General features: G+C 67.7%; 31 protein-coding genes. 21 read left to right on the top strand and 10 right to left on the bottom strand.

The features are described from left to right. Positions 1-56: 56 nt before the first annotated feature. From ABLE38_RS21025 to ABLE38_RS21005, 5 genes are all read left to right on the top strand, one after another. Positions 57-407, top strand: a complete 351-nt coding sequence (locus tag ABLE38_RS21025) for a hypothetical protein (protein WP_348976212.1) — start codon at positions 57-59, stop codon at positions 405-407. Positions 408-416: 9 nt separating this feature from the next. Further along, positions 417-1,367 (top strand): cation diffusion facilitator family transporter, encoded by a 951-nt coding sequence (locus tag ABLE38_RS21020; RefSeq protein WP_348976211.1) that lies wholly within the window; start codon positions 417-419, stop codon positions 1,365-1,367. Positions 1,368-1,520: 153 nt separating this feature from the next. Continuing rightward, positions 1,521-1,826 carry a hypothetical protein gene (locus tag ABLE38_RS21015; protein ID WP_348976210.1) on the top strand — a complete coding sequence of 102 codons (306 nt, stop codon included), beginning with the start codon at positions 1,521-1,523 and terminating at the stop codon, positions 1,824-1,826. Continuing rightward, complete coding sequence (locus ABLE38_RS21010; protein ID WP_348976209.1) at positions 1,820-2,026, top strand: cold shock domain-containing protein; 207 nt, start codon at positions 1,820-1,822, stop codon at positions 2,024-2,026. The genes ABLE38_RS21015 and ABLE38_RS21010 overlap by 7 nt, the downstream gene beginning before the upstream one ends. Continuing rightward, a complete protein-coding gene (locus tag ABLE38_RS21005; RefSeq protein WP_348976208.1) occupies positions 2,020-2,622 on the top strand; it encodes a hypothetical protein in 603 nt (200 codons plus the stop codon). Before ABLE38_RS21010 ends, ABLE38_RS21005 begins: the two co-directional genes overlap by 7 nt. On the opposite strand, the gene ABLE38_RS21000 is transcribed toward ABLE38_RS21005, so the two are convergent. Beyond that, positions 2,531-3,412, bottom strand: coding sequence for a LysR family transcriptional regulator (locus tag ABLE38_RS21000; protein ID WP_348976207.1), 882 nt, complete (start codon positions 3,410-3,412; stop codon positions 2,531-2,533). The genes ABLE38_RS21005 and ABLE38_RS21000 overlap by 92 nt on opposite strands. A 108-nt stretch (positions 3,413-3,520) precedes the next feature. On the opposite strand from ABLE38_RS21000, the gene blaOXA reads away from it, so the two are divergent. Together blaOXA and ABLE38_RS20990 are read left to right on the top strand one after the other, a co-directional pair. Further along, the gene (gene blaOXA, locus ABLE38_RS20995; RefSeq protein WP_348976206.1) at positions 3,521-4,333 is read left to right on the top strand and encodes a class D beta-lactamase; all 813 of its coding nucleotides are present in this window, start codon (positions 3,521-3,523) and stop codon (positions 4,331-4,333) included. 21 nt (positions 4,334-4,354) lie between these two features. Further along, positions 4,355-4,627, top strand: a complete 273-nt coding sequence (locus ABLE38_RS20990) for a DUF1294 domain-containing protein (protein ID WP_348976205.1) — start codon at positions 4,355-4,357, stop codon at positions 4,625-4,627. A gap of 40 nt (positions 4,628-4,667) precedes the next feature. Here ABLE38_RS20990 and arr read toward each other — a convergent pair whose 3' ends face one another. Next, on the bottom strand, positions 4,668-5,054 hold the full coding sequence (gene arr / locus ABLE38_RS20985; RefSeq protein WP_348976204.1) for an NAD(+)--rifampin ADP-ribosyltransferase: 387 nt from the start codon (positions 5,052-5,054) through the stop codon (positions 4,668-4,670). A gap of 169 nt (positions 5,055-5,223) precedes the next feature. On the opposite strand from arr, the gene ABLE38_RS20980 reads away from it, so the two are divergent. Continuing rightward, positions 5,224-5,670, top strand: coding sequence for a hypothetical protein (locus ABLE38_RS20980; protein WP_348976203.1), 447 nt, complete (start codon positions 5,224-5,226; stop codon positions 5,668-5,670). Positions 5,671-5,681: 11 nt separating this feature from the next. Here the strand turns inward: ABLE38_RS20980 and ABLE38_RS20975 are convergent, their stop codons facing one another. Then, positions 5,682-6,989, bottom strand: a complete 1,308-nt coding sequence (locus tag ABLE38_RS20975; RefSeq protein WP_348976202.1) for an amidohydrolase — start codon at positions 6,987-6,989, stop codon at positions 5,682-5,684. A gap of 27 nt (positions 6,990-7,016) precedes the next feature. On the opposite strand from ABLE38_RS20975, the gene ABLE38_RS20970 reads away from it, so the two are divergent. Next, the gene (locus tag ABLE38_RS20970) at positions 7,017-7,613 is read left to right on the top strand and encodes a hypothetical protein (protein ID WP_348976201.1); all 597 of its coding nucleotides are present in this window, start codon (positions 7,017-7,019) and stop codon (positions 7,611-7,613) included. 176 nt (positions 7,614-7,789) lie between these two features. Here the strand turns inward: ABLE38_RS20970 and ABLE38_RS20965 are convergent, their stop codons facing one another. The 3 genes from ABLE38_RS20965 to ABLE38_RS20955 are packed head-to-tail and all read right to left on the bottom strand — an operon-like array spanning position 7,790 to position 10,370. Then, entirely contained in the window at positions 7,790-8,416 is a 627-nt protein-coding gene (locus ABLE38_RS20965; RefSeq protein WP_348976200.1) for a DUF4893 domain-containing protein, read from the bottom strand. Positions 8,417-8,435: 19 nt separating this feature from the next. Beyond that, the gene (locus tag ABLE38_RS20960; protein WP_348976199.1) at positions 8,436-9,221 is read right to left on the bottom strand and encodes a 3-hydroxybutyrate dehydrogenase; all 786 of its coding nucleotides are present in this window, start codon (positions 9,219-9,221) and stop codon (positions 8,436-8,438) included. A gap of 9 nt (positions 9,222-9,230) precedes the next feature. Further along, positions 9,231-10,370, bottom strand: coding sequence for a patatin-like phospholipase family protein (locus tag ABLE38_RS20955; RefSeq protein ID WP_348976198.1), 1,140 nt, complete (start codon positions 10,368-10,370; stop codon positions 9,231-9,233). A gap of 259 nt (positions 10,371-10,629) precedes the next feature. Between ABLE38_RS20955 and ABLE38_RS20950 the strand changes: the two genes are divergently transcribed. The 10 genes from ABLE38_RS20950 (at position 10,630) to ABLE38_RS20905 (ending at position 17,216) form a co-directional block, all read left to right on the top strand. Next, positions 10,630-10,797, top strand: a complete 168-nt coding sequence (locus tag ABLE38_RS20950; RefSeq protein ID WP_348976197.1) for a hypothetical protein — start codon at positions 10,630-10,632, stop codon at positions 10,795-10,797. 151 nt (positions 10,798-10,948) lie between these two features. Continuing rightward, positions 10,949-11,833, top strand: a complete 885-nt coding sequence (locus ABLE38_RS20945) for a neutral zinc metallopeptidase (RefSeq protein ID WP_348976196.1) — start codon at positions 10,949-10,951, stop codon at positions 11,831-11,833. A gap of 206 nt (positions 11,834-12,039) precedes the next feature. After that, positions 12,040-12,792 carry an alpha/beta hydrolase gene (locus ABLE38_RS20940; protein ID WP_348976195.1) on the top strand — a complete coding sequence of 251 codons (753 nt, stop codon included), beginning with the start codon at positions 12,040-12,042 and terminating at the stop codon, positions 12,790-12,792. Beyond that, positions 12,777-13,526, top strand: a complete 750-nt coding sequence (locus tag ABLE38_RS20935) for a tetratricopeptide repeat protein (RefSeq protein WP_348976194.1) — start codon at positions 12,777-12,779, stop codon at positions 13,524-13,526. Before ABLE38_RS20940 ends, ABLE38_RS20935 begins: the two co-directional genes overlap by 16 nt. Before the next feature lie 179 nt (positions 13,527-13,705). Further along, the gene (locus tag ABLE38_RS20930; protein ID WP_348976193.1) at positions 13,706-14,161 is read left to right on the top strand and encodes a VOC family protein; all 456 of its coding nucleotides are present in this window, start codon (positions 13,706-13,708) and stop codon (positions 14,159-14,161) included. Beyond that, positions 14,155-15,186: a nitronate monooxygenase gene (locus ABLE38_RS20925; RefSeq protein ID WP_348976192.1), complete on the top strand. Its 1,032-nt coding sequence runs from the start codon at positions 14,155-14,157 to the stop codon at positions 15,184-15,186. The genes ABLE38_RS20930 and ABLE38_RS20925 overlap by 7 nt, the downstream gene beginning before the upstream one ends. Positions 15,187-15,240: 54 nt before the next feature. Next, positions 15,241-15,561: a hypothetical protein gene (locus ABLE38_RS20920; RefSeq protein ID WP_348976191.1), complete on the top strand. Its 321-nt coding sequence runs from the start codon at positions 15,241-15,243 to the stop codon at positions 15,559-15,561. A 65-nt stretch (positions 15,562-15,626) separates the two neighbouring features. Beyond that, positions 15,627-16,352: a hydroxyacylglutathione hydrolase gene (gene gloB, locus ABLE38_RS20915; protein WP_348976190.1), complete on the top strand. Its 726-nt coding sequence runs from the start codon at positions 15,627-15,629 to the stop codon at positions 16,350-16,352. 52 nt (positions 16,353-16,404) lie between these two features. Continuing rightward, the gene (locus ABLE38_RS20910; protein WP_348976189.1) at positions 16,405-16,794 is read left to right on the top strand and encodes a hypothetical protein; all 390 of its coding nucleotides are present in this window, start codon (positions 16,405-16,407) and stop codon (positions 16,792-16,794) included. Positions 16,795-16,805: 11 nt separating this feature from the next. Beyond that, complete coding sequence (locus ABLE38_RS20905; RefSeq protein ID WP_348976188.1) at positions 16,806-17,216, top strand: DUF6491 family protein; 411 nt, start codon at positions 16,806-16,808, stop codon at positions 17,214-17,216. A gap of 154 nt (positions 17,217-17,370) precedes the next feature. Here the strand turns inward: ABLE38_RS20905 and hslU are convergent, their stop codons facing one another. The 3 genes from hslU to hslV are packed head-to-tail and all read right to left on the bottom strand — an operon-like array spanning position 17,371 to position 19,622. Beyond that, complete coding sequence (gene hslU / locus ABLE38_RS20900; protein WP_348976187.1) at positions 17,371-18,663, bottom strand: ATP-dependent protease ATPase subunit HslU; 1,293 nt, start codon at positions 18,661-18,663, stop codon at positions 17,371-17,373. A gap of 1 nt (position 18,664) precedes the next feature. Further along, positions 18,665-19,063 (bottom strand): hypothetical protein, encoded by a 399-nt coding sequence (locus tag ABLE38_RS20895; protein WP_348976186.1) that lies wholly within the window; start codon positions 19,061-19,063, stop codon positions 18,665-18,667. A gap of 7 nt (positions 19,064-19,070) precedes the next feature. Continuing rightward, positions 19,071-19,622, bottom strand: a complete 552-nt coding sequence (gene hslV / locus ABLE38_RS20890) for an ATP-dependent protease subunit HslV (protein ID WP_348976185.1) — start codon at positions 19,620-19,622, stop codon at positions 19,071-19,073. A 240-nt stretch (positions 19,623-19,862) separates the two neighbouring features. Between hslV and ABLE38_RS20885 the strand changes: the two genes are divergently transcribed. Together ABLE38_RS20885 and ABLE38_RS20880 are read left to right on the top strand one after the other, a co-directional pair. Continuing rightward, positions 19,863-22,838 carry a TonB-dependent receptor gene (locus ABLE38_RS20885; protein WP_348976184.1) on the top strand — a complete coding sequence of 992 codons (2,976 nt, stop codon included), beginning with the start codon at positions 19,863-19,865 and terminating at the stop codon, positions 22,836-22,838. A 76-nt stretch (positions 22,839-22,914) separates the two neighbouring features. Further along, positions 22,915-24,732, top strand: a complete 1,818-nt coding sequence (locus ABLE38_RS20880) for a family 43 glycosylhydrolase (protein WP_348976183.1) — start codon at positions 22,915-22,917, stop codon at positions 24,730-24,732. Between the two features lie 155 nt (positions 24,733-24,887). Here ABLE38_RS20880 and ABLE38_RS20875 read toward each other — a convergent pair whose 3' ends face one another. After that, a complete protein-coding gene (locus tag ABLE38_RS20875) occupies positions 24,888-26,318 on the bottom strand; it encodes a glucoamylase family protein (RefSeq protein ID WP_348976182.1) in 1,431 nt (476 codons plus the stop codon). Positions 26,319-26,370: the final 52 nt, after the last annotated feature.

The following is a 26,370-nucleotide window of genomic DNA, read 5'->3' as shown; positions in this document are numbered from 1 at the left end:
GGGAACGGGAATCGGAAGGCGTTCGTTACAACCCAGCAACGCTCAGGAGAGTGAAAATGGACGCGAACCCGATCGACCCGGCTCTGGACCATATGTCGGTGGCACCGGGGCCCGACGACGAAACCAAGCGCCCTGCCGCACAATCGGCGGACGCCGGCACAGACGAATCGATTGCCGAGCGGCTCTACCGCAACCCGGACAGCAAGGAAGCGCGGCTCGACCGCGGACTCGACGAGTCGATGGACGCGTCGGACCCGCCCGCATCGACCCAGCCGGTGCACAGCCACGGCCATAACGAGCTTCCCGAAAGCTCGGGCTATGATCCCAAGGCCGAAGCCAAGCTTGCCAAGGGCGGCGAGGACAAAGGCCTGATCGGCAATATCCTGTCGAAGATCGGCCTGGGCTAAAGTCCGGACATGGCAGCCTCGCCCGCGTCTGGCTGGCGCGGAAACATCGTCATCTATGCGGCACTTGCCGCAAACCTTGGAATCGCGGTCGCCAAGTTCGTGGCGGCCGCGATTTCAGGTTCTTCCTCGATGCTCACCGAGGGCGTGCACAGCCTGGTCGATACCGGCAACCAGGGGCTGCTGCTCTACGGCCAGCGCCGCGCCAAGCGCGCGCCCGACAGCGACCATCCCTTCGGCTATGGCCGCGAGCTCTATTTCTGGGCGTTCATCGTCGCGATCCTTATCTTCGGGCTGGGCGCGGGCGTGTCGGTCTATGAAGGCTGGAAGCACATCCAGACGCCCGAGCCGCTGCGCGACCCGCTGATCAACTATATCGTCCTTGCCATCGCCTTCGCGCTGGAAGGGACGAGCTGGTGGATCGCGATGCGCGAGTTCGGCCAGAGCAAGGGCGACCATGGCTGGTGGCAGGCGATCAAGGCCTCGAAGGACCCGGCGGGGTTCATCGTGCTGTTCGAGGATTCGGCGGCGCTGGCCGGCCTGATCGTCGCGGCCGGCGGCGTATGGGCGAGCCACCATTGGGGCGACCCGCGGATCGACGGCTGGGCCTCGATCGTGATCGGCGCGATCCTGGCGGGCGTGGCGATGCTGCTCGCGCGCGAATCCAAGGGGCTGCTGATCGGCGAGCGGGCCAATCCCGAGATGATCAGTGCGATCCGCACGCTGCTCGAGGCGGAGCCCTGCATCACCCATGTCAATCATGTCCGCACGATCCACACCGCGCCCGACAAGGTGTTCGTGGCAGTGAGCGCGGACTTTTCCGACACGCTGCCGATGGGCGAGGCGGAGAGCCTGATCGAGCGGCTCGAGCACCGGTTGAAGGCGCAGGAACCCAAGCTGAGTTCGATCTATATCCGCCCCGAGAAGCGTGAGGATGCGGTGGACGCGGTGGCGATGGGCTAGCTTTTCCCCCTCCCGCGAAAGCGCGAGAGGGTTGAGATCCGCTATCCCTCGCTGCGACGGCGTGCTAGATCGAGCCATCGCGGGCAGTTCCGATATGTAGGCGCCCGCGGCTGAGAGACCTGTGCGCTCCCGCTTACAAGTTGCGGAGCCCCCATGAATCCAGAAACCAGCGAAACGCCCTCCGCGGCGGCGCCCGATGCGGCACCGCCCGAGCGCACGCGCACCAACGGCTTTCGCAAGCGCTTCACTTCGGTGCGGCTCGATCCCGGCAGCGCCGAGCGCCAGGGCCGCGCCGCGCGGCTCGCCTTCGAGGCACTGGGCCGCGATGCCGCGACGGCGTTCCTCAACGGCTTCGACGAGACGCTGGGCGGGCGCCCGCTCGACCTCGCCATTGCCAGCGCCGAAGGCCTGACCGCGGTGGAGCAGGCCATCGCCGCGCGGAAGGCGGCATCATGCTGAGCGGCACGGTGTATTTCTATCACGCCCCGAGCGGCTTCGGCGTGATCCGGCCGGACCGGGGCGGCGATGACGCGTTCGTCCATGTCAGCGCGCTGACCACCTGCGGGCTCGAACGGCTCGAACCGGCGCAGCGCGTCACCTATGCGCTGCGCACCGATGCGCGCGGACAGACCTGCGCCCAAGACCTGAAGCTTTGCTGAGCCCGGAGCGGGGCGAGCTTGCCCGCGCCTATGCGACGCTCGAGCATGGCGCGCATTTCCTCGGCCAGGGGCTGGGCCTCGATGCTGGCGTTCCCCGCGCGATCGCAGGACGGTACCGCGCCAAGGTGATCGGCAACGGGCTGCGCGAGCTCGACCGCTTCCTGCAGCACCTGCTCCAGGCGCTGGCGGCGACGCGGGGCATTGCCCTGCCCGAGCGCGAGCGCAACACCGCCAACAAGGTCGCGCGGCTGCGGGAACTGCTCGGCGTCGCCGATCCGGACCGGGCGCGGCTGCTCGCGCTGGGGCGGACGCGCGATTGCCTGTTCCATTGCGGCGGGCTGGTGCGGCGCGGCGACGCGCGCGACGGCGGGGCGATGACGATCCCATGGCGGGGTGCCGGGAGCGCCGCGCTGCGCCGGGTTCCGCTCGGCGAGCGGCTGGAACTGTCCGCGGCCGAGCTGCTCGAGATCTGCCATTATTACCGCGCGCTGGCGCTGCGGCTGTTCAACGAGGCGGGGGTGGTGGTGCCTGCGCGACGATCCATTCGCGAAACGCGAGCATCGCCGGGCCTGGCACGCGCGACTGGAGCCAGGTGAGCCAGTAGCGCCCGGTCGATACTTCGAGATCGAAGGGGCGGACCAGGCGGCCCTCGTCCAGGTGGCGGGCCAGCATCGCCGGCGGGGCGAGCGCGACGCCCAGCCCGAGGATCGCGGCCTCGGCCATCGCCAGCGAGCTGTCGAACACCGGGCCGCGCAGCGTCGGCGGGGCGATGCCGGCCTGGGCCAGCCAGCGCGGCCATTCGTCGGCGCGATAGGAGCGCAGCAGCGGCAGCGCGAGCAGATCGGCTGGGGTGGACAGGCGCGCGGCGAATGCGGGCGTGCAGAGCGGGGTGAGCGGCGTCTCGATCAGCGGCACCGCTTCGGTGCCGTGCCAGGCGCCGGCGCCGAAGCGGATCGCATAGTCGAGCCCCTCGCCGGCAAGGTCGACGCGGTTGTTGTTGGTGAACAGGCGCAGGTCGATGCGCGGATGCGCGGCGTGGAAAGCGGGCAGCCGCGGCAGCAGCCAGCCGGTGGCGAAGGTGCCGACCGCGGCGACCGAGAGCAGCTGCGCGGCGCTGCCGCTGGCGATGCCCTCGACCAGCTCGGCGATGCGATCGAAGCTGTCGCCGAGCGCGGGGAGCAGCGCGAGCCCCTCGTCGGTGAGCGCGAGCCCGCGCGGCAGGCGGCGGAAGAGCTGGGCGCCGAGCCGCTCCTCGAGCCCCTTCACCTGGTGGCTGATCGCCGCCTGGGTCACGCACAATTCGATCGCGGCGCGGGTGAAGCTGAGATGGCGCGCCGATGCCTCGAAGGCGCGCAGCGCGTTGAGGGGGAGGTGGGGGCGGACCATCGGGAAACCGTCATAAGAAAAGCTAATGGCTCGCGCCAGCTTTGATCCTTTGTGCGCGGGCGTTTCCGCGCCTTACTTCTTGCGCCGCACTCGATGAGGAGATGGGAAATGAAGCTCGATCGGCGGACATTTGGCGGGACGTTGCTGCTGGGCGCAGGCGCGGCGCTGGCGGGGATTCCGGGAGGGATTGCGGAGGCAGCGGCGCCGCGGAGGCTGCGCGCCACCGTGCTGCTCGACGCGGCGAGCGGGCGGGCGTTGCACCGCTCGGGGCCGTGCGCGACGCGCTTCTCGCCCTGCTCGACCTTCAAGGTGCCACTCGCGCTGATGGGCTTCGATGCGGGCGTGCTGACCGACGCGCATCGCCCGGCCTGGGACTATGATCCCAAGCGCGACGTCGCCCACCGCGACGTGGAGCGTGCGCGGACCGACCCGACGCGCTGGGAAGCGGATTCGGTGGTGTGGTATTCGCAGGAGTTGACCCGCAAGCTGGGGATGCAGCGCTTCCAGGCCTATGTCGATCGCTTCGGCTACGGCAATCGCGACCTCAGCGGCGATCCCGGCAAGCGCGACGGGTTGACCCGGGCGTGGCTGGGCAGCTCGCTGAAGATCTCGCCCGACGAGCAGGTGGCGTTCCTGCGGCACATGCTGGCGCACAAGCTGGTCTCGGCACGGGCGCATGCCCACGCCGAGGCGATCATCCCGAAGTTCGCCGGGAGCGGCGGCTGGGCGGTGCAGGGCAAGACCGGCAGTGGTGGGCTCGATGATGGCAGCCTGCTCGGCTGGTTCGTCGGCTGGGCGCAGAAAGGCGGGCGGCGCCTGGTGTTCGCGCGGTTCGGCGCGGGCGAGGGCATGTCCGACGCGGGCGGCAAGCAGATGCGCGAGGCGCTGCTCGCCGAGATCGGCGCGCTGGCGGGAGCATAGTCGCCGGGCTAGGGCGCGGGGATGCTGATCGCCGCGCTCGCCTGGATCGTCTTCGTCAATCTGTGGACGGTGCTGCGCTTCCGGCAGGACAAGCGCCGCGCGATCGCCGGCGCACGGCGAGTACCCGAGGCGGACCTGCTGTGGCTCGCGCTGCTCGGCGGCTCGCCGGGCGCCTTCGCGGCGCGGCGGCTGTTCCGCCACAAGACGCGCAAGCAGCCCTTCTCGACCTACCTGATGCTGATCGCCGCGATCCAGGCCGGCGCGGCGATCGGCTGGTTCGTCATCGGGCGCTAGGCGCCGCATCCGGCCGGGATCGGATGCGGCGCGCCGGCGGTCAGTCGATTGCCTGGATGCCCTGCGCCTCGAGCCGGGCAATGCCGTCCTTCATTGCCTGGACCTGTTCGGGCGGGTGACCCTGCCATTCGGTGACTTCGCCGGTGACGCGGAGCGGTTCGCGCGAACGGTAGGAGAGGGTAGGGTTGCCGGGGAATTTCTGGTCGGTGAGGTTGGGATCGTCGACGAAGTTGCCCGTCGGCTCGACGATGTAGATCCGCGCGCGGCCCTCGCCTTTGGCCAGTTCGGCGCCCCAGATCGCCGCCTCGAGCGTAGCGGCGAAATAGACCCAGGGGTTGGCTTTCTGCGCGCCGTAGTTGGAAGTGTAGCCGGCGGCGATCAGGTCGCCGATGTTAAGGTCGGCGCGGGTGCCGTGATAATAGATCATGCGCTGTGCTCCTCAGGTGCGAATCGAGGGCAGCTACATGCAACAGCGACCCCGGCTTGCCGCAATCCCGGTTCCGGGGTAAATAATGATAGTGGGAAGAGGCCGTGCGATTCTACGGCGCCCCATATTCCCAATTGAAGAAGTTTCTCCTGCGTCCCATTGTCGGCGGATGATGGGGTTTGGCGTCTTTCCGGCATTTGATTTGACTGACCCGAAGGATCCGCGTGTGCAGGCCTGCCTGACGCTTGTGACGGAGATTGTCTGCGAGAGCCTGCGCCAGCAAGGAGACTGCTTTCATCATGCGATCGATTGGCGCGACCCTGGCGCCGAGCCATGGGCGGGCTTGAGCTCCGAACTACGCGAGCCGCACGTCGTCGATCTGGGCGATCCGACATTGTTGCGCGAAGTCGTGCATCTCTCGGTCGATTGCTTCGACGGGCGCGGCTCCGGTGTAATCCGATCGATCGGGAGCTGTCGCGCCGTGACCTTCGGCTATGACGGGCAGGCGTTTCTACTGCTGGGCCAGGCGGACACGCCACCGGCATCCCCGGACCAATCGCTTGTCATTGTCGAGGAGATGCCGGACCTGATCAGCCGATACGATTATTTCGATTAGAGCCGGACCGTCTATTTCTTTAGGATATCCAGTGCAGCCGCGGTCATCGCCTCGGTGGCGGTGCCGATGACCTGTTCGGCGTCGGGCGCCCAATAGGCGCTGTGAAGCGAGGGGAGCGGCTTTTTGCCCTGGTCCGACGCCGCCCATTTGTCCGCGGGGACGCCGCCGACCCAGAAGATCAGGCTCTGGATCGAATTGTCGGCGAGCCAGTAGCGGCTGAAATCCTCGCCGCCCATCACCGCGCGGGTTTCGACCACCCGGTCCTTGCCGAAGCGCGCGGTCCACAGCGTCTTCATCCGGTCGCTGAGCGGTTGGGTGTTGAAGGTGGCGGGAGTGAAATTGTCGCGGACCTTGATCTCGGGCATGCGGTCTTCGGGGATTCCGGCGGCGATCGCCTCGCCCTTCGCGATGCGGGCGATGCCGTCGAGCAGCAGCTTGCGCACCTCGGGCTTGAAGCTGCGCACGGTGAGCAGCATCGTCACGTCGCTGCCGATGATGTTGTGCGTCGAGCCGCCCTTGATCATGCCGACGGTGACCACCGCGGCTTCCTGCGGATCGACTTCGCGGCTGACCAGGGTCTGCAGCGAAGTGACGATGCGCGCGGCGAGGACGATCGGGTCCTTGGTGGTCTGCGGATAGGCGCCGTGGCCGCCGACGCCCTTCACCAGCACATCGACCGAATCGACATTCGCCAGCGCATAGCCGGGGGTGACGCCGATCTGGCCGGCGGGCTGGCTGGCGCTGTCATGGAAGGCGAGCGCGAATTGCGGCTTGGGGAAGCGGGTGAACAGGCCGTCGTCGAGCATCGCCTTGGCGCCCATGCCGCGCTCCTCGGCGGGCTGGGCGATCATGATCACGGTGCCGTGCCACTTCGCCTTCATCGCGGCGAGGTTGCGCAGCGTGCCGATCCAGCTCGCCATGTGCGTGTCGTGCCCGCAGGCATGCATCACGCCGGTCTCGATGCCTTCGTCATTGGTCGTGCGGACGGTGGAAGCGAAGGGCAGGCCGGTCGCCTCGGTGACGGGCAGGCCGTCCATGTCGGCGCGGATGAGGACGACCGGGCCGGGGCCGTTCTCGAGCACGGCGACGACGCCGGTGCCGCCGACCTTCTCGGTGACCTTGTAGCCGGCCTTGCGCGCTTCCTCGGCGAGCTTGGCGGCGGTGTTCACCTCGTGCAGGCTGAGCTCGGGGTTGGCGTGGAAGTCGCGGTAATATTCCAGCAGCTGGGGCAGCGCGGCCTGGGTCGCGTCGTGCACCGGATCGGCGGCGGAGGGCGTGGTAAAGCTCATCGCTGTTGCGAGAAGAAGTGTCCGGAGCATATGGTTCCCCCCTGCATGGAGGAATGAATGTCGCTTGGGGATCGGGGCCTGTCAAACCTCTCGCGCCGGAGCCTGCTGAGCGGCGCCGCGCTGTTGCTCCTGCCGCTTCCCGCGCGTGCGGCGCAGGACTTCGCCATCGACTGGCAGGGCGGCGAGCAGACGCCCGCAATCGCCGCCTCGCTCGCCGCGCAGATCGCGCTGGTCAAGGCGCTGAACGTTTCGGATGAGGCGCGCAGCTTCTTCGCCGAGCAGGTGATCACGGTGGACAAGGAAGCGGGGACGAAGACGCGCGCGGGGCCGCGCGGCGTGTTCTTCGCGCGCGAGACGCAGCCGCCCGAGAACCCGGTGCTGCTCCATGAGCTGATCCACCGCTGGCAGCTGCTCAAGATGCCGGGCGGGCAGCAGAACCCGGACGTGTTGCGCTTCTATGCGGAGGCCAAGGCGAGCGGGCTGTGGCCGGAGACCGCGTACATGCTCAAGAACCCGTTCGAGTTCTTCGCGATGACCGCGAGCGTGGTGCTGCACGGGGTGGCGGCGCGGCCGCCGTTCCGGCGCGAGAATGTGAAGGCGAAGGCGCCGGCGCTCTATGCGTTCATCGTGAAGACGTTCGGGCTGGTGGTCTAACCGACGCGCGGGCGTCTGTTGCTTCCTCTCCCTGGAACGGAGGGGCTGGGGGTTGGGTTGCGAGCGCAGCGAACCCAGCCAGCCGGTAGCCGAAACAGAAAAGGCCGGGCATCGAGCCCGACCTTTTCCAACCCACCCCTAACCCCTCCCTTGCAGGGAGGGGAATCTTGTTGATCTCAGCCCGCCGGGACCAACTCGACCACGTCGAGCTTGGACTCGAAGCCGGGATAGGGGAAGACCAGGCGCCAGCGCGCCTCGCCGATGCGCTCGACATAGCCGATCATGTCGCGCCTGTGATCGACGCCGTAGCGCAGCGGCGCGGTCTCGTCGCCGAGCACCAGCACGCCGATGAACATCACCCGCGCGTCGGTGTTGGGATAGAGCAGGCCGTCGGGGCGCTGCTCGCTGTCGGTCTTGAGGAAATGCATCGCGTCGCCGCGCGGGGCGATCTGGCAGGTGCCGGCGGGATAGGCCGTGAAATAGCGCGTCACCGGATGCTGCGAGCCGAGCTTGAAGGTGCGGCAGCGATAGGTGCCCGCGGGCGGCATCGCCTGCGCCAGCGCGACATCGGGGTCGAACAGCTTGGGGTCCGCCGCGATCGCCGCCGGCGCCTCGGCCCGGGCGGGGGCGAGCGCATCGTCCCAGGCCTTGCGCCAGTTGCGGATGCGCGTGGCATCGGCATCGGTGGTCACCCGCCGCCAGCTCCAGCCGGCGGGCGGCTCGCTCGTCGTCGCCTCGCGATAGACGTTGCAGCCGGTGAGGCCGAGCGCGAGCAACGCGGCGGCGGGGATCCCCTTCATCATGCCTAACCTTTAGCCGCGATCAGGCGGCGGTCCAGCCGCCGTCGATCGAATAATTGGCGCCGGTGATCTGCGCCGCCTCGTCCCGGCAAAGGAAAAGCACCAGCGCGGCGACCTGTTCCGAGGTGACGAACTGCTTGGTCGGCTGCGCGTCGAGCAGCACGTCGTTGATCACCTGCTCGCGGGTGAGGCCGCGCGCCTTCATCGTGTCGGGGATCTGGTTCTCGACCAGGGGCGTCCAGACATAGCCGGGCGAGACGCAGTTGACGGTGACGCCGTACGTCGCGACTTCGAGCGCGATCGTCTTGGTGAGGCCGGCAATGGCGTGCTTGGCCATCACGTACGCGCTCTTGTTGGGGCTGGCGACGAGGCTGTGGGCGCTCGCGGTCGAGAGGATGCGGCCCCATTTCTGCGCCTTCATGAACGGCACCGCGACGCGCGTCATGTGCCAGGCCGAGGACATGTTGATCGCGATGATCGCGTTGAACTTCTCGGGCGGGAAATCCTCGATCGGGGCGACGTGCTGGATGCCGGCATTGTTGATGATGATGTGCGGGCCGCCGAGCTCGTCATGGCAGCGCTTGACCATCGCATCGATCTGGTCGGGCTTGGTCATGTCGGCGGCGTCGTAGAGCGCCTTGGCGCCGCTGGTCGCCTCGAGCGCGGCGCGCTCGGTCTCGATCGCTTGCGTGTCGCCGAAGCCGTTGATCATCACGCTCGCGCCCTCGGCGGCCAGCGCCTTGGCATAGGCCAGGCCGATGCCCGAGGTGGAACCGGTGATGATCGCGGACTTGCCCTTGAGGAACATGGGGGACTCCTAACGCTGGGTGAGATCGAACGCGGCGGTGTTGCCGTCGAGGATGTTGCTGGCGACGATCTGCGCGTTCGCCATCGTCTCGGCGACCGCGGTGCGGCCAGCCTGCCAATGCTCGTGCATCGAGCGCGCCGAGAATTCGAAGTCGCGCGCGCCGCCTTCCCAGGCATTGGCGCGGTAGATCAGCTGGACGAGGCTGACCGGATATTCGGAGACGCGCTGCCGGATCGCCTGGACCTCGGGATCGGCGAGCAGCTCGGGCGGCAGCTTGTCGAGCAGGCGGCAGACCATCTGGCGCTCCTGGCGCAGCCGCATGCGCTCGTCGGAGACGGTGCGGGTGCGGCTGGAGAAGCGGATCTCCTTCTCGCGCGCCACCACGTCGGTCATCGTGCGCGGCAGCTCGTCGGCGGCGGGGAAGAGATCGACCTGGAAGATCAGCGTGTCCGAATCCTGGCGATCGAGGATGTGGGTGAGCGGGGTGTTCGAGACGAGGCCGCCGTCCCAATACCAGGCGCCGTCGATCTCGACCGGGGGCAGGCCCGGCGGCAGCGCGCCCGAAGCCATGATGTGGCGCGCGTCGAGCTTCTCGTCGCGCGTATCGAAATAGCGGAAATTGCCGCTCTGGATGTCGACCGCGCCGACCGAGAGGCGGACCGGGCCGGTGTTGAGCAGCTCCCAGTCGACGAGCGTGTCGAGCGTCTCGCGCAGCGGCGCGGTGTCGTAGAAGCTCAGCGCCTCGGGCGTGCCCGGCGACGCGAAGGCGGGGGCGAGCAGGCGCGGGCGGAAGAAGCCGGGGACGCCGCCGAGCATCACCATGCCGGCGGCCCATTCATGGCTGAGCTCGCGGGCGGAATCGCCGAAGGGGAGCGAGAAATCGGGGAGGGCGGAGGTCGCCTGGTCCCAGAAGGTCCGGATCGCGGAAAGGCGCTTCTCGGGCGGGTTGCCGGCGAAGAGTGCGGCGTTGACTGCGCCGATCGAAATGCCGGCGACCCAGTCGACTTCGATCCCGCCGGTGTGGAGTTCCTCGATCACGCCCGCCTGATAGGCGCCGAGCGCGCCGCCACCCTGGAGCACCAGCGCGACCGTGTCCGGAAGCGGAAGGCCGGGTGCCTGACGGCGGGGGCGTGACTCGGCGTCGGCCATGGCGGGAGCTGTGGCCCAAGCCGGCGGCCTAGGCAAATGAATTGGAGGCCATCTTGGCCGCGGGATTCTCCACGGGGCTTCGTCCACGGCTTGGCGCGGCTTGTGCAAAGTAATTCGATGCGTTCTCGAAACAAAATTTCTCTATTGTCGAACCGAATCGGGAGAGATGCGGCTGTCATCTGCAAGATGCCGCAAGTTATGATGCCGGAGTCGATCTGATCTGGATCGATCGATACATGATTTGCGAAAGGGGAAGGGCATGCAGAATCTTATTGTCGAACTCGATGCGGCGGATCTGACCGTGGTCAATGGCGGGATGCGGCTCGACGATATTCCGCCGACCGAGCATGCCCGCGATCTCGGCGACAATCGCGCCTGGTATGTCAGGGTCACCGACGCGCTCGGCCTGACCTATGGCTATTGGTAAGCCGACGGACCGCTAGGCGATCGCGCGGGTGCGCAACCGCCTAGCGGCTTCCGGGGACCGGCGCCGTCGCGGCGCCGGTCCCCGGAAATAGGCAGATGCAACGCGGAGCCGTGTGGGGCATTGTTGCGGTAGTTCAACGCAGCGAGGACCTATGCGGCTCGACGATATCGACCCCACCGACTTTGCCGAGGATGCGGGCCGTGGCGGCGGCGGAGGCGGTGGCGGCTTCGGGCTGCTCGGATTGCTGCCGTTGCTGCTTGGCCGCGGCATGGGCTGCGGCGGCATCGCAATCATCGGCGTGATCGCGCTCGTCTATTTCGCGATGGGTGGCGGCGGGATGCTGGGCACTAGCGGCGGCGGCCAGTCGCCGACCGCGGGGCAGAGCGGGCGGCAGGTGTGCGAGCAGTCGCCGACGCGACTCGAATCGTGCCGGGTGATGCGATCCGCCGACGACACCTGGGCGGCGATCTTCAAGGCCGAGGGCAAGCAATATCAGCCGGCGACGATCAAGTTCTACGAAGACAGCGTGCAATCGGGCTGCGGCTCGGCATCGTCTGCGGTCGGGCCTTTTTACTGCCCGGCGGACCAGCGCGTGTATCTCGACACCAGCTTCTTCCAGGAGCTCGAGCAGCGCTTCGGCGCCAAGGGCGACTTCGCTCGCGACTATGTGATCGCGCACGAGATGGGGCATCATATCCAGGACCTGCTTGGCGTGTCGGGCGAGGTTTCGCGACGCCAGGCGCAGTCGAGCGAGGCGGACGGCAATGCGCTGTCGGTGCGGCTCGAGCTGCAGGCGGACTGCTATGCCGGCGTGTGGGCGGCGCGCAACAAGGACCGGATCGAGCCGGGCGACATCGAGGAAGGCATGACCGCGGCGAACGCGATCGGCGACGATACGCTGCAGAAGCAGTCGCAGGGCCAGGTGGTGCCGGAAAGCTTCACCCACGGCACCTCGGCGCAACGCACGGCGTGGCTGAAGAAGGGGCTGGAGAGCGGCGATCCGGCAAAGTGCGACACGTTTTCGGGCGGGATCTGACCTTCGTTCCCTCTCCGCTTTTGCGGGAGAGGGAGGGAGCCGCGTAGCGGCGGAAGGGTGAGGGTGTGAGCGAGCCGGGGGCGCTGCATTTGCCGCTCTCACTGACCCTCACCCTGCCACCCCCGGCCTTCGCCGGGGTCGGCGTCCCTCTCCCGCTAGAGCGGTAGAGGGTTTAAAGCGCCTTCGCCGACGGCTATCCCTCCGTCATGACCGAAGAAACCCCCGCTCCCGAAGCGCCGCCGCGTCCCCGCCTCGCCTACCACCACACGCCGGGCAAGGGGCCGACCATCCTGTTCCTGTGCGGCTACGCGTCGGACATGCAGGGCAGCAAGGCGCTGCACCTCGAGGCCTGGGCGAGGGCGAACGGACGCGCCTTCCTGCGCTTCGACTATTCGGGCTGCGGCGCGAGTGAGGGGAATTTCGAGGACGAGACGCTCGCGACCTGGCGCGACGATGCGATCCGGATGATCGAGGAAGTGGTGCGCGGGCCGGCGGTGCTGGTCGGCTCGTCGATGGGCGGCTGGATCATGGCGATGATCGCCAAGGCGCGGCCCGAGCTGGTCGCCGGGATGATCGGCATCGCGGCGGCGCCCGACTTCACCGACTGGGGCTTCACGATGGAGCAGAAGCTCGCGCTGCTGCAAAGCGGGCGGATCGAGCAGCCCAACGACTATGGCGATGCGCCGACCGTCACCACCCGCGCCTTCTGGGCGTCGGGCGAGGCGAACCGCGTGCTCGTCCAGCCGATCGCCTGGGGCGGGCCGGTGCGGCTGCTCCAGGGCCAGAAGGACAAGGAAGTGCCCTGGGAGCACGCCCCGCGGCTGGCGGCGGTGATCCGTTCAGACATGGTGCAGACTCTGCTGGTCAAGGACGCCGAACACCGCTTTTCGCGCGAGCAGGACCTGGCCCTGATCGTGCGCGCGCTCGAGGAAGTCCTGGCCCTATGCTCCCCCTCCTGATCTTCGCCCTGCAGACCGTTCCTGCCCCTGCGGCGCCGGGCAAGGAGCCACCGCGCTTCACCCAGTGCATGGACCTGGCGACCAGCGATCCGGCCAAGGGCCAGGTCGATGCGACGATGTGGCGTACCGAGGGCGGCGGCGTGCTCGCGCGCCAGTGCCTGGGGGTGTCCTATGCCAACCAGGGCAAATGGGCGGCGGCGGCCGGCGCGTTCGAGGACGCGGCGCGCGAGGCCGAGACCGGCAAGGATCCGCGCGCGCCAAATTACTGGGCCTCGGCGGGCAATGCCTGGATCGCCGGCGGCGAGCCGGCCAAGGCGCGTGCGGCAATCGACGCGGCGCTGGCGACGGGCACGCTCGGCGGCCTCGACCTGGGCGAGGCGCATCTCGACCGGGCCCGCGCGATGGTCGCGCTCGGCGACATGGACGCGGCGCGCAGCGACATCGACAAGGCGACGACCTACGCCGCGAACGACCCGCTCGCCTGGCTGCTCTCGGCGACGCTGGCGCGGCGCGCGGGCGACCTGCCGCGCGCGGCGGGCGACATCACCGAGGCGCTGCGTCGCGCCGGCGACGATCCCTCGGTGCAGCTCGAGGCCGGCAATATCGCCGCGGCGAGCGGCAACGAAGCCGATGCGCGCGCGGCGTGGAACCGCGCGATCGAGCTGGCGCCGGGCGGCGCGGTCGCGACGGCGGCGCGCAAGGCGCTCGAGCAGTTTTCTGCGACGGAGAAGTGATGTGATTCCTCTCCCTGCAACGGAGGGGCTAAGGGTGGGTTAGAGAAGGTCGGGCTCGATGCCCGGCCTTTTCTGTTTTCGGCTACCGCTGGCTGGGCGCCCCCGGCCTTCGCCGGGGGCGCAACCCACCCCAACCCCTCCCTTGCAGGGAGGGGAGCAGAAGGCCTATCTCCGCGCGCATGCGCTATCTCCACACCATGATCCGCGTGACGGATCCCGACGCCACCATCGCGTTCTTCGAGCTGCTCGGCCTCAAGCAGGTCCGCCGGATGGACAGCGAGAAGGGGCGGTTCTCGCTGATCTTCCTTGCCGCCGACGAGGACAGCAAGGGCGAGGGCCAGCGCGCCGATGCCGAGGTGGAACTGACCTGGAACTGGCCGGCCGAGGATGGCAGCCCGGCCGAGGTGTACACGGGCGGGCGCAATTTCGGGCATTTGGCCTACCGCGTCGACAATATCTACGAGACCTGCCAGCGGCTGGCCGAGGGAGGCGTGACGATCAACCGCCCGCCGCGCGACGGCCACATGGCGTTCGTCCGCACCCCCGACGACATCTCGATCGAGCTGCTCCAGGCGGGCGATCCGCTCGCCCCGGCCGAGCCTTGGGCATCGATGCCCAACACGGGCGCTTGGTAGGCTTTCTCGAGGCGCTCGGGGCACGCGCCCCGATCGTGCAGGCGCCGATGGCCGGCGCCGGCGGTCCGGCGCTGGCGATCGCGGCGATGCAGGGCGGGGCGGTGGGATCGCTGCCCTGCGCGATGCTGATGCCGGCGCAACTGGCGGCGCAGGTCGCCGAGGTGCGGGCCGGGGCGCACGGGCCGCTCAACCTCAATTTCTTCTGCCACCATTTGCCCGAGCCGGCGCCCGACGACAGCGCCTGGCGCGCGCTGCTCGCCCCCTATTACGCCGAGGAAAGGGTGGCTCCGGGGCCACCGCCGCCGCTGCGCCGGCCGTTCGATGCGGCGTTGTGCGAGGCGGTCGAGGCGGCGCGGCCGGAGATCGTCAGCTTCCATTTCGGGCTGCCCGAGGATGCGCTGCTCGCGCGGGTGCGCGGGACGGGCGCGCGGATATTCGGCAATGCGACGACGCCCGAGGAGATGCGCTGGCTGGCCGCGCGCGGGGTCGATGCGGTGATCGCACAGGGCGCAGGGGCGGGTGGGCATTCGGGCTGGTTCCTGGGCGGCGCGCATCGGCCGGTGCCGCTGGCCGAGCTGCTCGCCGAGACAATCGCGACGCCCGTGATCGCGGCGGGGGGGATCGTCACCGGGGCGGATGTCGCGCGGGCGCTGGCGGCGGGCGCGGTCGCGGTGCAGATCGGCACCGCCTTCCTCGCGACGCCGGAGAGCAGCATCGCAGCGCCGTTTCGCGCGCTGCTCGGCACCGAGGCAGCGACAGCGTTCACCAACCTGTTCTCCGGCCGCGAGGCGCAGGGGATCGTCAACCGGCTGATGCGCGAGCTGGGGCCGATCCGCGGGGAGGTGCCCGCCTTTCCCTATGGCTCCAACGCGCTGGCGCCGCTGCGCGCACATGCCGAGACGGACGGGCGGGGCGACTATTCGCCGCTCTGGGCCGGCACCGGCGTGGCGCGGGTGAGGGCAATGGGCGCGGCGGCGCTGGTGGCGCGGCTGGTGGAGGAACTTGCGTCCGCATGTGATGACTGACTGTATTAAATCAATAATACAGTTGGAGCGTGGCGTATGCGATGGGGTTTGGGGATGCTGGCGCTGGCCCTGGCGGGGTGCCACGGGCCCGAGCGCGTGGGGGTCGACGTGGCGTTCGACGTCGAGGCCGATGGCAGCGCGACCAGCGCCAAGTGCATCGCGTCGACCGGCGGCGCCTGCCAGATCGACTTTCGCGGCGCGCTGCCCCAGCGCGTGGTGCTCCAGCCCGGCGAGATGCGGCGCTTCCCCGAAATCGGGCCGGGCGTGCCGGTATGCATCGCGGCGGAAGCGGCCGAGCTCTCGCATTGCCAGCCGACGACGCTCGCCACCGGCTATGCGCGCATCCGCAAGGGGCGCTACAACCGGCTGGCCTGATCGTAAATTACGCAGAATTGGTGCAAATGTCGGGCAAAGGGCTACAAAGATAGCGGGAGGGTCCAATGCCACTCGAAATCGTTCGCATTCCCGCGATGAGCGACAATTATATCTGGCTGGTTCACGACAAGCGCACGTTCAAGACCGCAGTGGTCGATCCGGGCGTGGCAGCGCCCGTGCTTGCCGAGATCAAGAAGCGCGGCTGGAAGCTCAACGCCATCCTCAACACGCATTGGCACCCCGATCACACCGGCGGCAATGCCGAGCTCAAGGCCGAGACCGGGGCGATCATCATCGCGCCGTCGGGCGAGGGCACGCGCATCCCGGGGGCCGACTGGCTCGCGGGGGGCAGCAACAAGATCAAGGTCGGCCAGCACGTCGCCCAGGTCCTCGAAGTGCCGGGGCACACCGCGGGGCACATCGCCTATCACTTCGCCGAGGACGGCATCCTGTTCGTCGGCGACACGCTGTTCGCGATGGGCTGCGGCCGGCTGTTCGAAGGAACGGCGGAGCAGATGTTCCGCAACATGCAGCTGTTCCGCACGCTGCCGCCCGAGACGGTGGTCTATTGCGCGCATGAATATACCCAGGCGAACGGACGCTTCGCGCTGACGGTGGAGCCGGACAACGAGGCGCTGCAGGCGCGGATGGCCGAGGTCGATGCGCTGCGCGAGGCGGGTGAGCCGACCGTGCCGACGACGATCGGGGCGGAGCTGGAGACCAATCCGTTCCTGCGCGCCGAGAGCGCGGAGCAACTCGCCGAGCGCCGCGCGGCGAAGGATGCATTCTGATCGGCGACGCGGTATAGTCCTGGCGATGTCGGGGGCGACGGGAGAATAGAGGATGTTCCGCTTCGCCATGCCGCTCGTGATCCTGGCCGCCTGCGCGGCCAATGCGGCGCTGCCCCAGAAGACCGCGGCCAGCGATGAGGCCCGGATCGCGCACCAGCTTGCCGGCCTGTCGCCGGGCAAGCCACGCAACTGCATCGCGCGCGACCAGATGGGCACCACCAAGGGCTTCCCGCACACGATCCTCTATGTCGAGGGCCGCAACAAGGTGTGGCGCAACGACGTGACCGGCACCTGTTCGGGGCTGGCGCATGACGACATCATGGTGGTGGTGAGCATGGGCAGCGACCTGTGCCGCGGCGACGTGGTCACAACGCGGGCGCGGGTGGGCCAGATGCGGACGGGCTCGTGCGTGCTCGGCACGTTCACCCCCTACAGCAAGTGAGGAGAGGCGCGATGCGAGGCGTGGCAATTGGGGCGATTGGGGCGATGCTGGCGCTGGCGGGCTGCGCGGCGAGCAGCGCAATGCAGGCGAGCCAGCAGGCCGAGGCGCAGAAGGACCTGGCCGATGCGCTGGCCGGCCGCGTCGCCGGCGCGCCGCGCGACTGCATCAGCGTTTCCGATTCGGACGGGCCGCAGATCGTCGACGACCGCACGATCCTCTACAAGCCGGTGGGCCGCACGCTGTGGCGCAACGATTTGGCGAGCAGCTGCCCCAGCCTGCGGCCCTATGCCACGCTGATCGTCGAGGTGCATGGCGGCCAGCTCTGCCGCAACGACCGCTTCCGGGTGCTCGATCCGGGCGCTAGCATCCCTGGGCCGTTCTGCGCCTTCGGGAAATTCACGCCGTACGAGAAGGGGAAGTGACCTTCTTGTTCCTCCCCCAGCTTGCTGGGGGAGGGGGACCGCCGAAGGCGGTGGAGGGGCGGCGGACGCAGTCCGCCGTCTGCGACGGCGGCCCCTCCACCATCGCTGCGCGATGGTCTCCTTCCCCGAGACGAGCTCGGGGAGGAATTTCGGGTTACAGCACGTACCGGCTCAGGTCGGTGTTCCGCGCCACGGCGGCGAGCTGGCTGTCGACATAGGCGGCGTCGATCACCAGCGTTTCGCCCTTGCGGTCCTCGGCGCCGAAGCTGATGTCCTCGAGCAGCTTCTCCATCACCGTCTGCAGGCGGCGGGCGCCGATATTCTCGATCTCGGCATTCACTTCCGCCGCGATCTTGGCGACGGCGTGGATGCCGGTATCGGTGAAGTCGATCCGCACGCCCTCGGTGCCGAGCAGCGCGGCATATTGCTGGACCAGGCTCGCCTTGGTGTCGCTGAGGATCGCGACGAAATCCTCCTCGGTCAGCGCGGTCAGCTCTACGCGGATCGGCAGGCGGCCCTGGAGCTCGGGGAGCAGGTCGCTTGGCTTGGCGACGTGGAACGCACCGCTGGCGATGAAGAGGATGTGATCGGTCTTCATCGGGCCGTATTTGGTCGCGACCGTGGTGCCCTCGATCAACGGCAGCAGGTCGCGCTGGACGCCTTCGCGGCTGACCGAGCCGCCGCGCACGTCGGAAACGGCGATCTTGTCGATCTCGTCGAGGAAGACGATGCCGTTCGCCTCGGCATCGGCGAGGGCAACCCGGCTCACTTCGTCCTGGTCGAGGCGCTTGTCGGCCTCTTCCTCGACGAGCTTTTCCCAGGCCGCGCGCACGCTCATCTTGCGGCGCTTGAGCGGGGAGCCGGCCAGGCCCTTCATCATCTCGCCGAGATTGATCATCTGCGGAGCGGCGCCCGGGATGTCGAAGGGCATTTGCGAGGCCTGCTCGACTTCGATCTCGATCTCGCTGGCATCGAGCGAGCCGTCATGGAAGCGCTGCTTGAACGCCTCGCGCGTGGCGGTGGAGCTGTCCTTGCCGGTGAGCGCGTCGAGCAGGCGCTGCATCGCGGCTTCCTCGGCCTTGTCCTTCACCGCGGCGCGGCGGCGCTCCTTCTCGAGCCGGATCGCTTCCTCGACCAGGTCGCGGGCGATCTGCTCGACGTCGCGGCCGACATAGCCGACCTCGGTGAACTTGGTCGCCTCCACCTTGACGAAGGGCGCATCGGCGAGCTTGGCGAGGCGGCGGCTGATCTCGGTCTTGCCGCAGCCGGTCGGCCCGATCATCAGGATGTTCTTGGGCGTGACCTCGTCGCGCAGGTCCGCCGAGAGCTGCTGGCGGCGCCAGCGGTTGCGCATCGCGACCGAGACGGCGCGCTTGGCGTCCTTCTGGCCGATGATGTGCGCGTCGAGGGCGGCGACGATTGCCTTGGGGGTGAGATTCTCGTTCATGTCAGCTTCGGTTCTCGGATTGGACCTGGACGGCGGGAGCCTCGGCCAGCCAGGCCTCGGCTCCGTCCATGGTCATGAAGATGCGCATGCGGGGATGCGTCTGGGTGCGTTCGGCTTGGAGCTTGTTCAGGGCGCTGCCGACGACCGAGGCCGCGCGGCCTGAGGTGAGGGTCAGCCCCGCCTCCGCGATGCTGGGCAGCAGGTCGGCGACGTCGTTCGCCTGGACCGGAAAGTCGCGCGAATCGATCAGGACATCGTAATCATTGCGCACTGCGCGGACTTCCTGCGCCTTGGCACCGGCCGCGGCGGCGAAATCGCGCACCGTCTCGATCGTCCAGAAATCGCGGATCTCGACCAGGATGCGGTTGCGGCCGGGATCATACTCCATGCGGAACTTCACTCGGGTATCAATTGTCACTGTCGAGCATTTCCACGGTGAGACGGTCGTTGGTGTAGACGCAAAGCTCGCCGGCGATCTTCATCGCGGCGCGGGCGATCTTCTCGGCATCGGTCTCGTAGTCGACCAGTGCGCGCGCCGCGGCGAGGGCGAAATTGCCGCCCGAGCCGATCGCCGCCACGCCACCCTCGGGCTCGAGCACGTCGCCATTGCCGGTGACGACCAAGGTCACGTCCTTGTCGGCGACGATCAGCATCGCCTCGAGGTTGCGGAGGTACTTGTCGGTCCGCCAGTCCTTGGCGAGCTCGACCGCGGCGCGGAGCAGCTGGCCGTTGTGGCGCTCGAGCTTGGCCTCGAGCCGCTCGAACAGGGTGAAGGCATCGGCGGTGGCGCCGGCAAAGCCCGCGATCACCTTGCCGTCGCCCAGCGGGCGCACCTTGCGCGCATTGGGCTTCATCACGGTGTTGCCGGCCGAGACCTGGCCGTCACCCGCAATCACCACTTTACCGGATTTTCGCACGGAGAGGATCGTTGTGCCGTGCCACGCATTTGTTTCGCTCATGGGAAGGATATGGGGAGACGGTGGCATGGCCCGCAAGAGGCGCGCCGGATCGAACATGCATCGGCGCCACTGTTGCATCCGCGACACATCGCAGTGCAGCAAAAACACTCCCGACAACGCTGACCCATCCGCAGGATTGACAGTTTCATGAAACCGGTTTCATGGGAGTTTCCGGCGAACACCAAGAACAGAACAACCGCCGCCGAAGTTTGTAACCGGTTACAACCTCGCTGGGGAGGAATGACAGTGGGAATTATCAAGAAGAATAGCCGTGCCCTGAAGCGCGGGATCTCGGTTTCGGCGATGGCAGCGGCAACGCTGGTTGCCACCGGCGCCGTGCTGCTGCCGACGATGGCGTCGGCCCAGGTGAGCACCGCCAGCCTGCGCGGCCAGGTGATCGGCGCCGACGGTGCCGGCGTGGCCGGCGCGCAGGTCTCCGCACGCAGCACCGGCACCAACCAGACCGCGCGCGCCGTGGCCGATTCGAGCGGCGCATATGTGCTGAACGGCCTGCGCCCGGGCCAGTATGAAGTGATCGCCACGTCCGGCAGCGAGACGGTCAGCCAGACGGTGATCGTCGGCATCGGCGAATCGGCGAGCCTCGACCTGACGCTGGGCGGCGCACCCGCCGCCGCGGCCGAGCCGGCCGAAGGCGGCCAGATCGTCGTCACCGGCACGCGCGTGCGCGAAGTGCGCACCAGCGAAGTCGCGACCAACGTCTCGACCACGCAGATCGAACGGCTGCCGCAGACCGACCGCAACTTCCTGTCGTTCACCGCGCTCGCCCCGGGCGTGCGCTACAACGACAGCGAGACCGACAAGAGCTTCTCGTCGGGCGCCTCGACCGCCAGCCAGGTCAATGTGTTCATCGACGGCGTCAGCCTGAAGAACCAGCTGCGCGAGGGCGGCGTCGCCGGCCAGCAGAACAGCCGCGGCAACCCGTTCGGCCAGCTCGCGGTGCAGGAATTCCGCGTCCTCACCCAGAACTACAAGGCCGAGTACGAGCAGGCCGGCGCGGCGATCGTCACGGCGATCACCAAGTCGGGCACCAACGAGTTCCACGGCGAGGTGTTCGGCCAGTACACCGACAAGAGCCTGAGCGAGAAGGCGTATCTCGACAAGCGCAACAACCGCGCCGAGCCCGCCTTCGAGCGCAAGCAATATGGCGCGGCGCTGGGCGGCCCGATCATCAAGGACAAGCTGTTCTTCTTCGGCGCCTATGAAGGCAATGACCAGGACCGCGCGTTCAACGTCGTCGCCGGCGGCACGCCCGCGCTGCAAGCGGCGGCATCGGCCTCGCTTGGCCGCGACATCCACACGCTGGAAGGCGCGTTCGTCAGCCCGTTCCGCAGCGACTTCTACTTCGGCAAGCTGACGCTGACCCCGGACGACCGCCAGACCTTCGACCTGTCGTTCAGCCGCCGCGACGAGAGCGACATCCAAGCCTTCGGCAACAACGTCTCCTACGAGGCGGCCGAGAACAAGAAGAACCGGGTCGACACCTACCAGTTCAAATGGGCGTATAACGGCGACAACTTCGTCAACGAATTCAACGCCAGCTACTTGAACTACACGTTCAACCCGACCTCGCTGCACCCCGAGCTGCCGCAATATGAATATGCCGGCGTGATCATCGCGGGCGGCAAGGATTCGACCCGCAACGAAGTGCAGAACAGCTACACCTTCCGCAACGACTTCACCTGGTCGGGCCTGGCGGGGCATGTGTTCAAGGCGGGCCTGCGCGTCCAGGTGACCGACATCACCTTCGATGACCACAGCTATGTCCAGCCGCACTACACCTATACCGACAACGGCAACAACGGCACGCCGCTCGATCCGACCGACGACCTCAGCTTCGCTTTCCCGAGCGAGGCGCGCCTCGGCCTGGGCAGCTCGCTGATCCAGGCGTCGAACACCCAGGTCGGCGTCTATGTGCAGGACGACTGGAACCTCACCCCGAAGCTCCAGCTCAACCTCGGCGTGCGCTGGGACTATGAGACCAACGGCTTCAACAACGACTATGTGACGCCGGCCAGCGCCGCGGCGGCACTGCGCTCGCTGCCCAAGACCTATTATTTCGACCCCGAGAACTACATCACCGACGGGCACGACCGTAAGCCGTTCGCGGGCGCGTTCGCGCCGCGCGTCGGCTTCTCGTACGACATCAAGGGCGATCGCTCGACGGTGATCTTCGGCGGTTGGGGCCGCTATTACGACCGCAACAACTTCAACAACACGGTTGACGAGCTCTCGCGCGTGCTCAACCCGGTGGGCGTGTTCCGCTTCTCGGCAACCGGCGCGCCGCGCTCGGGCCTGCCGACCGTGGCGTGGAACCCGGCCTATGCCACCCGCGCTGGGCTGCTCGCGCTCCAGGCCAGCGCCCAGGGCGCCGGCCTGCCGGAGCTGTTCGCGGTGAAGAACGATGCGAAGCCGCCGGTCAACGACCAGTTCAGCCTGGGCGTGCGCCAGCGCTTCGGGGTGTTCGAGGCGTCGATCACCGGCTCGTACCAGCGCGGCCGCAACGGCTATACCAACCTGTTCGCCACCCGGCAGAACAACGGCCTCGGCAATTGCTGCGACACCTCGACCGTGACGCCGTTCGGCTATGCGAACGTGCTGATCGGCTATGACGGGCTCGATACGCGCTACAAGGCGCTCTATTTCACGCTCGACAAGAACTACACCAAGGCATCGGGCTGGGGCCTGAACGTCGCCTATACGCTGTCCAAGGCCGAGCAGAACGGCAACGACCTGTTCAGCCTCGATGGCATCACGCCGGACGCCTATGGCTGGCGCACCCGGCCGGGCGACGAGCGCCACCGGGTGGTGATCTCGGGCATGGTCGACCTGCCGCTGGGCTTCACCTTCTCGACGCTGACCACGCTGGGTAGCGGGCAGGGCTATCTAGTCACCGATGCCACGCAGGGCTTCGACGTGGGCAAGCTCAAGCTGACCACGGCCTATCCGGAGAAGAATTGCATCGAGGGGCTGTTCGCCTTCTGCGAAGTCAATTTGACGCTGGGCAACCGCTTCAAGATCCACGGCATCGGCCAAGTCGAGGCCGCGGTGGACGTGCTCAACGCCTTCAACAACAAGAACTTCAAGGATTTCGACGGCTTCTTCAGCCTGACCGATCCGCTGGAGCCGGGCCGGATCGGCAACAACACGGTCACGCTGCCGCGCCGCATCCAGTTCCGCCTGGGTTACAAGTTCTAAGCCTGGTTTGAACGTGTGATTTGAGGGGGAGGCGGGCTTCGGCTCTCCTCCCCCTTTTCTTTTTTAAGGAAGTGCGATGCGGTTCGGGGTTCTGCTGACGGGCTTGGTAGTGGCGAGTGCTGCGCAGGCGCAGGCGCAGGCGCAGGAGGCCCGGCAGACCTACGCCAACCCGATCGACATCGATTACCGATACAATTTCGAGCAGGTAAACCAGGGCGTGTCGTACCGCACCGGTGCGGATCCTGCGGTCGTGACCTTCAAGGGCAAATACTACCTCTTCCAGACGCTGGCGGACGGATACTGGTCGTCCTCCGACCTCGCCCACTGGACCTTCGTCACGCCGAGCCGCTGGCCGTTCAATTCGATCGTCGCGCCCGCGGTATGGGCCGATGGCGCGCGCATCCTGATCCAGCCTTCGATGACGCGGGCGGAATCGATCCTGTCGACCAGCGATCCCGACAGCGGCACGCTCGATTTCTGGGTGCGGCGGATGCCCGAGCTGGTCGATTCGGTGGGCGAGGGGCACGTTCCGGCGGAGGGCGAGGACAAGGTACCGCCCGGCCCCTGGGACCCCGCGCTTTTCAAGGACGATGACGGCAAATGGTACCTCTATTGGGGCTCGTCGAACGTCTTCCCGCTCTACGGGATCGAGATCGCGTTCGAAGACGGCAAGCTGCTCTACAAGGGCAAGCCCAGGCCGATGCTGGCGCTGCATCCCGACGATCATGGCTGGGAGCGCTTCGGCCAGGACCATTCGGGCACGCTGCCCGACGGCACGCCGATCAAGCCTTTCATGGAAGGCGCCTGGATGACCAAGGTGAACGGGCGCTACTATCTCCAGTATGGCGCGCCGGGCACCGAATATAACGCCTATGCCAACGGCACGTATGTTTCGGACACGCCGCTCGGGCCGTTCGCTTATGCGCCGTACAATCCGGTGGCGTACAAGCCCGGCGGGTTCGTGCAGGGCGCGGGGCATGGCTCGACTTTCCAGGACGTGCACGGCAATTGGTGGAACACGGGCACGCCGTGGATCGGCAACAACTGGACCTTCGAGCGGCGGATCGGGATGTGGCCGGCGAAATTCTGGCCGGACGGGCAGATGGCGGTCTCGACCCGCTTCGGCGACTTTCCGCATTATACGCCGACCGCGAAGGTCGAGGACCCCGAGAGCCTGTTCACCGGCTGGATGCTGCTTTCGTACCGGAAGGCGGCGCTGGCGAGCTCGACGCTCGGCGCGTTCTCCGCGGACCGGGTGACCGACGAGAATCCGCGCAGCTTCTGGGTGGCGGGCGCCAACAAGCCGGGCGAGACGCTGACCGTGGATCTGGGCGCGGCGAAGACGCTGCGCGCGGTGCAGGTGAACTTTGCCGACTACAAGTCCGAACGGTTCGGCGATGCGCCGGACATCTATACCGAATTCGAATTGCAGTCCTCGCTCGACGGCAAGGCCTGGACACCGCTGGCGCGGACCGAGGCGCCGCGGCGCGACCGGCCCAACGCCTATTTCCAGCTGCCGGCGCCGGTACGGGCGCGGTTCGTGCGCTATGTTCACGGCCATGTCGGCGGCGCGAACCTGGCGATCAGCGACCTGCGGGTGTTCGGGAATGCGGGGGGCAAGGCGCCGGCGATGCCTGCGGGGGTGGCCGCGGTGCGCGACGGCGATGCGCGCGACGCGCATGTGACCTGGAAGCCGGTGGCGGGCGCGGTGGGCTACAATGTGCTGTGGGGCGTGCGGCCGGATCGGCTGACGCTGACCTATCAGCGTTGGGCGGATCAGGGGACTGCGCTCGAGCTGCGGGCGCTGAACAAGGGCGTGGGCTATTGGGTGGCGGTCGAGGCGTTCGACGAGAATGGGGTTTCGAAGCGGACGCGGGCGATCCGCGTCAAATAGCCGTCATCCCCGCGAAGGCGGGATCCAGGGTGACAGAGCGATGTCCTTCATGACTCTGGATCCCCGCCTTCGCGGGGATGACGAGCAATTCAATGGCGGGGGAAGAGCCGCCCGAGATCCCGGCTCGCCGGGATGACGGATGGGGGAGTGACCGTTTAGGAGAGCCACCCGCCCGTGAACCCCGCTGCCTTCAGCCCTTTCCGGATCGGTGTGCAGCTGCGCATGCGCTGCCAGACGAAGTCGCTGCGGTAGTTCGCCGCCTGGAGCAGGATCGGGCCCTGGTCGATGCCGATATAGTCGGTGCCGTACCAGCCTTTGGCCGGATCTACGCGGCCTCGCTCGACCGGCTTGTCGATCCAGCGGAAACTGGGGTTGAAGGCATCATGGAAGCCGTATTTGCCGTAGAGCAGGTCGCCATGCTCGCGGCGGAGCGCCTGCGCCGTGGGAATCACGATCTCCGGCGCGAAGGGGAGCGAGCCGAGCGAAGCGCTCGGCGTGATCGTGCCATCGTCGCGGCCATCCGGCTCGTCGATCGGGCCGCGCGCGCTATATCCGAAGAACTCGCGGCGCTCGCCCTTGTAATCGAGGCGGAAATTGCCCGGTCCGTCGCAGGCGGCGAGGCCCCAGCTTTGGGCGCCATAGCCATCCCAGCCCATCGGATTGGCTATGCAATAGGCCTGGTTGGAGAGCGTCGCACGCCGGTTGTTCTCGAAATAGTCGAACCCGGCGTTGCGCATCGCCGCGTCGCGGATGCCGCGGAAATCGATCCAGATATGGCTGTAGTGCAAAGGGAACAGCGGCGCGAAGGCGAGGTGGCGCATCGGTCCTTCGCCGCGCCAGAAGCGCTCGTACGGCGCCGTCCATGCCTCCCAGCTGTCCACTGGCAGCGGGTGCTCCGGAGCGCCCATTCCCAGGATGTAGACGAACATTCCCTCGTTATAGCCATCCCAGTTGCGCTCGATCAGGCCGCGGCCGGGGTGCCAGCCCATTGACACCGCCTTGCGGCCGTCGCTGCGGAAGAAGTTCCAGTCGGCGCGGGCATAGAGCTTGTGCGCCAGGTCGCGGATCTCGCGCTCCCGCGCGTCCTCCCGGTCATAATATTGGCCGGCGAACAGCGCGCCCATCAGGAAGAGCGTGGTATCGACGCTGGAGAGCTCGACGTCGCGGAAGCGCGCGCCGCTGATCATGTCGATGAAGTGGTAGAAGAAGCCGGCATGGCCGATCTTGCCCTCGGGCTCGGGGCCCTGTGGAGTCTCCCAGAAGAAGCGCAGCGTGGTCAGCGTCAGGTCGCGCGCCTCGGCCCGCGTGATCCAGCCGCGCTCGACGCCGATCGGATAGGCGGTCAGCGCGAAGCCGACCGCGGCGATCGAGCAGAAGCTGGGCGAAGGATAGCGATCGGGCACCAGGCCGTTATCGCGGCGCGCGGTTTCCCAGAACCAGCGGAAGGTGCGCTCCTCGATATCGGCATAGAAGGGCGGCAGCGTGCGCGCCGCCGGTGTGCGGGCCTGGGCGATCGCCGCCCCCGGCACTGCCGAGCCCGCCAGCAGGAGCGAAGACCGCGAAAGGAGCGCGCGCCGGTCGATCATGTCACTACCTCATACACCAGAACAGGGGGCGATTGCGCCCCGCCTTCAAGAA

The sequence above is a fragment of the Sphingomonas sp. KR3-1 genome, from assembly GCF_040049295.1.
Classification (GTDB): Bacteria; Pseudomonadota; Alphaproteobacteria; order Sphingomonadales; family Sphingomonadaceae; genus Sphingomonas.
Note: the sequence above shows the minus strand (reverse complement) of the source record. Positions and strands in the feature narration are given on the sequence as shown.

Coding starts and splice junctions, on each gene's coding strand:
- ABLE38_RS20885 (WP_348976184.1), top strand. CDS start 19,863: ATGACAGTGGGAATTATCAAGAAGAATAGCCGTGCCCTGAAGCGCGGG.
- ABLE38_RS20910 (WP_348976189.1), top strand. CDS start 16,405: ATGTTCCGCTTCGCCATGCCGCTCGTGATCCTGGCCGCCTGCGCGGCC.
- ABLE38_RS21000 (WP_348976207.1), bottom strand. CDS start 3,412: ATGGTCCGCCCCCACCTCCCCCTCAACGCGCTGCGCGCCTTCGAGGCA.
- ABLE38_RS20990 (WP_348976205.1), top strand. CDS start 4,355: ATGCTGATCGCCGCGCTCGCCTGGATCGTCTTCGTCAATCTGTGGACG.
- ABLE38_RS21015 (WP_348976210.1), top strand. CDS start 1,521: ATGAATCCAGAAACCAGCGAAACGCCCTCCGCGGCGGCGCCCGATGCG.
- arr (WP_348976204.1), bottom strand. CDS start 5,054: ATGATCTATTATCACGGCACCCGCGCCGACCTTAACATCGGCGACCTG.
- hslV (WP_348976185.1), bottom strand. CDS start 19,622: ATGAGCGAAACAAATGCGTGGCACGGCACAACGATCCTCTCCGTGCGA.
- hslU (WP_348976187.1), bottom strand. CDS start 18,663: ATGAACGAGAATCTCACCCCCAAGGCAATCGTCGCCGCCCTCGACGCG.
- ABLE38_RS20975 (WP_348976202.1), bottom strand. CDS start 6,989: ATGCTCCGGACACTTCTTCTCGCAACAGCGATGAGCTTTACCACGCCC.
- ABLE38_RS20935 (WP_348976194.1), top strand. CDS start 12,777: ATGCTCCCCCTCCTGATCTTCGCCCTGCAGACCGTTCCTGCCCCTGCG.
- ABLE38_RS21010 (WP_348976209.1), top strand. CDS start 1,820: ATGCTGAGCGGCACGGTGTATTTCTATCACGCCCCGAGCGGCTTCGGC.
- ABLE38_RS21025 (WP_348976212.1), top strand. CDS start 57: ATGGACGCGAACCCGATCGACCCGGCTCTGGACCATATGTCGGTGGCA.
- ABLE38_RS20880 (WP_348976183.1), top strand. CDS start 22,915: ATGCGGTTCGGGGTTCTGCTGACGGGCTTGGTAGTGGCGAGTGCTGCG.
- ABLE38_RS20950 (WP_348976197.1), top strand. CDS start 10,630: ATGCAGAATCTTATTGTCGAACTCGATGCGGCGGATCTGACCGTGGTC.
- ABLE38_RS20970 (WP_348976201.1), top strand. CDS start 7,017: ATGTCGCTTGGGGATCGGGGCCTGTCAAACCTCTCGCGCCGGAGCCTG.
- ABLE38_RS20955 (WP_348976198.1), bottom strand. CDS start 10,370: ATGGCCGACGCCGAGTCACGCCCCCGCCGTCAGGCACCCGGCCTTCCG.
- ABLE38_RS20905 (WP_348976188.1), top strand. CDS start 16,806: ATGCGAGGCGTGGCAATTGGGGCGATTGGGGCGATGCTGGCGCTGGCG.
- ABLE38_RS20875 (WP_348976182.1), bottom strand. CDS start 26,318: ATGATCGACCGGCGCGCGCTCCTTTCGCGGTCTTCGCTCCTGCTGGCG.
- ABLE38_RS20940 (WP_348976195.1), top strand. CDS start 12,040: ATGACCGAAGAAACCCCCGCTCCCGAAGCGCCGCCGCGTCCCCGCCTC.
- blaOXA (WP_348976206.1), top strand. CDS start 3,521: ATGAAGCTCGATCGGCGGACATTTGGCGGGACGTTGCTGCTGGGCGCA.
- ABLE38_RS20945 (WP_348976196.1), top strand. CDS start 10,949: ATGCGGCTCGACGATATCGACCCCACCGACTTTGCCGAGGATGCGGGC.
- gloB (WP_348976190.1), top strand. CDS start 15,627: ATGCCACTCGAAATCGTTCGCATTCCCGCGATGAGCGACAATTATATC.
- ABLE38_RS20920 (WP_348976191.1), top strand. CDS start 15,241: ATGCTGGCGCTGGCCCTGGCGGGGTGCCACGGGCCCGAGCGCGTGGGG.
- ABLE38_RS20960 (WP_348976199.1), bottom strand. CDS start 9,221: ATGTTCCTCAAGGGCAAGTCCGCGATCATCACCGGTTCCACCTCGGGC.
- ABLE38_RS21020 (WP_348976211.1), top strand. CDS start 417: ATGGCAGCCTCGCCCGCGTCTGGCTGGCGCGGAAACATCGTCATCTAT.
- ABLE38_RS20965 (WP_348976200.1), bottom strand. CDS start 8,416: ATGATGAAGGGGATCCCCGCCGCCGCGTTGCTCGCGCTCGGCCTCACC.
- ABLE38_RS20980 (WP_348976203.1), top strand. CDS start 5,224: ATGATGGGGTTTGGCGTCTTTCCGGCATTTGATTTGACTGACCCGAAG.
- ABLE38_RS20930 (WP_348976193.1), top strand. CDS start 13,706: ATGCGCTATCTCCACACCATGATCCGCGTGACGGATCCCGACGCCACC.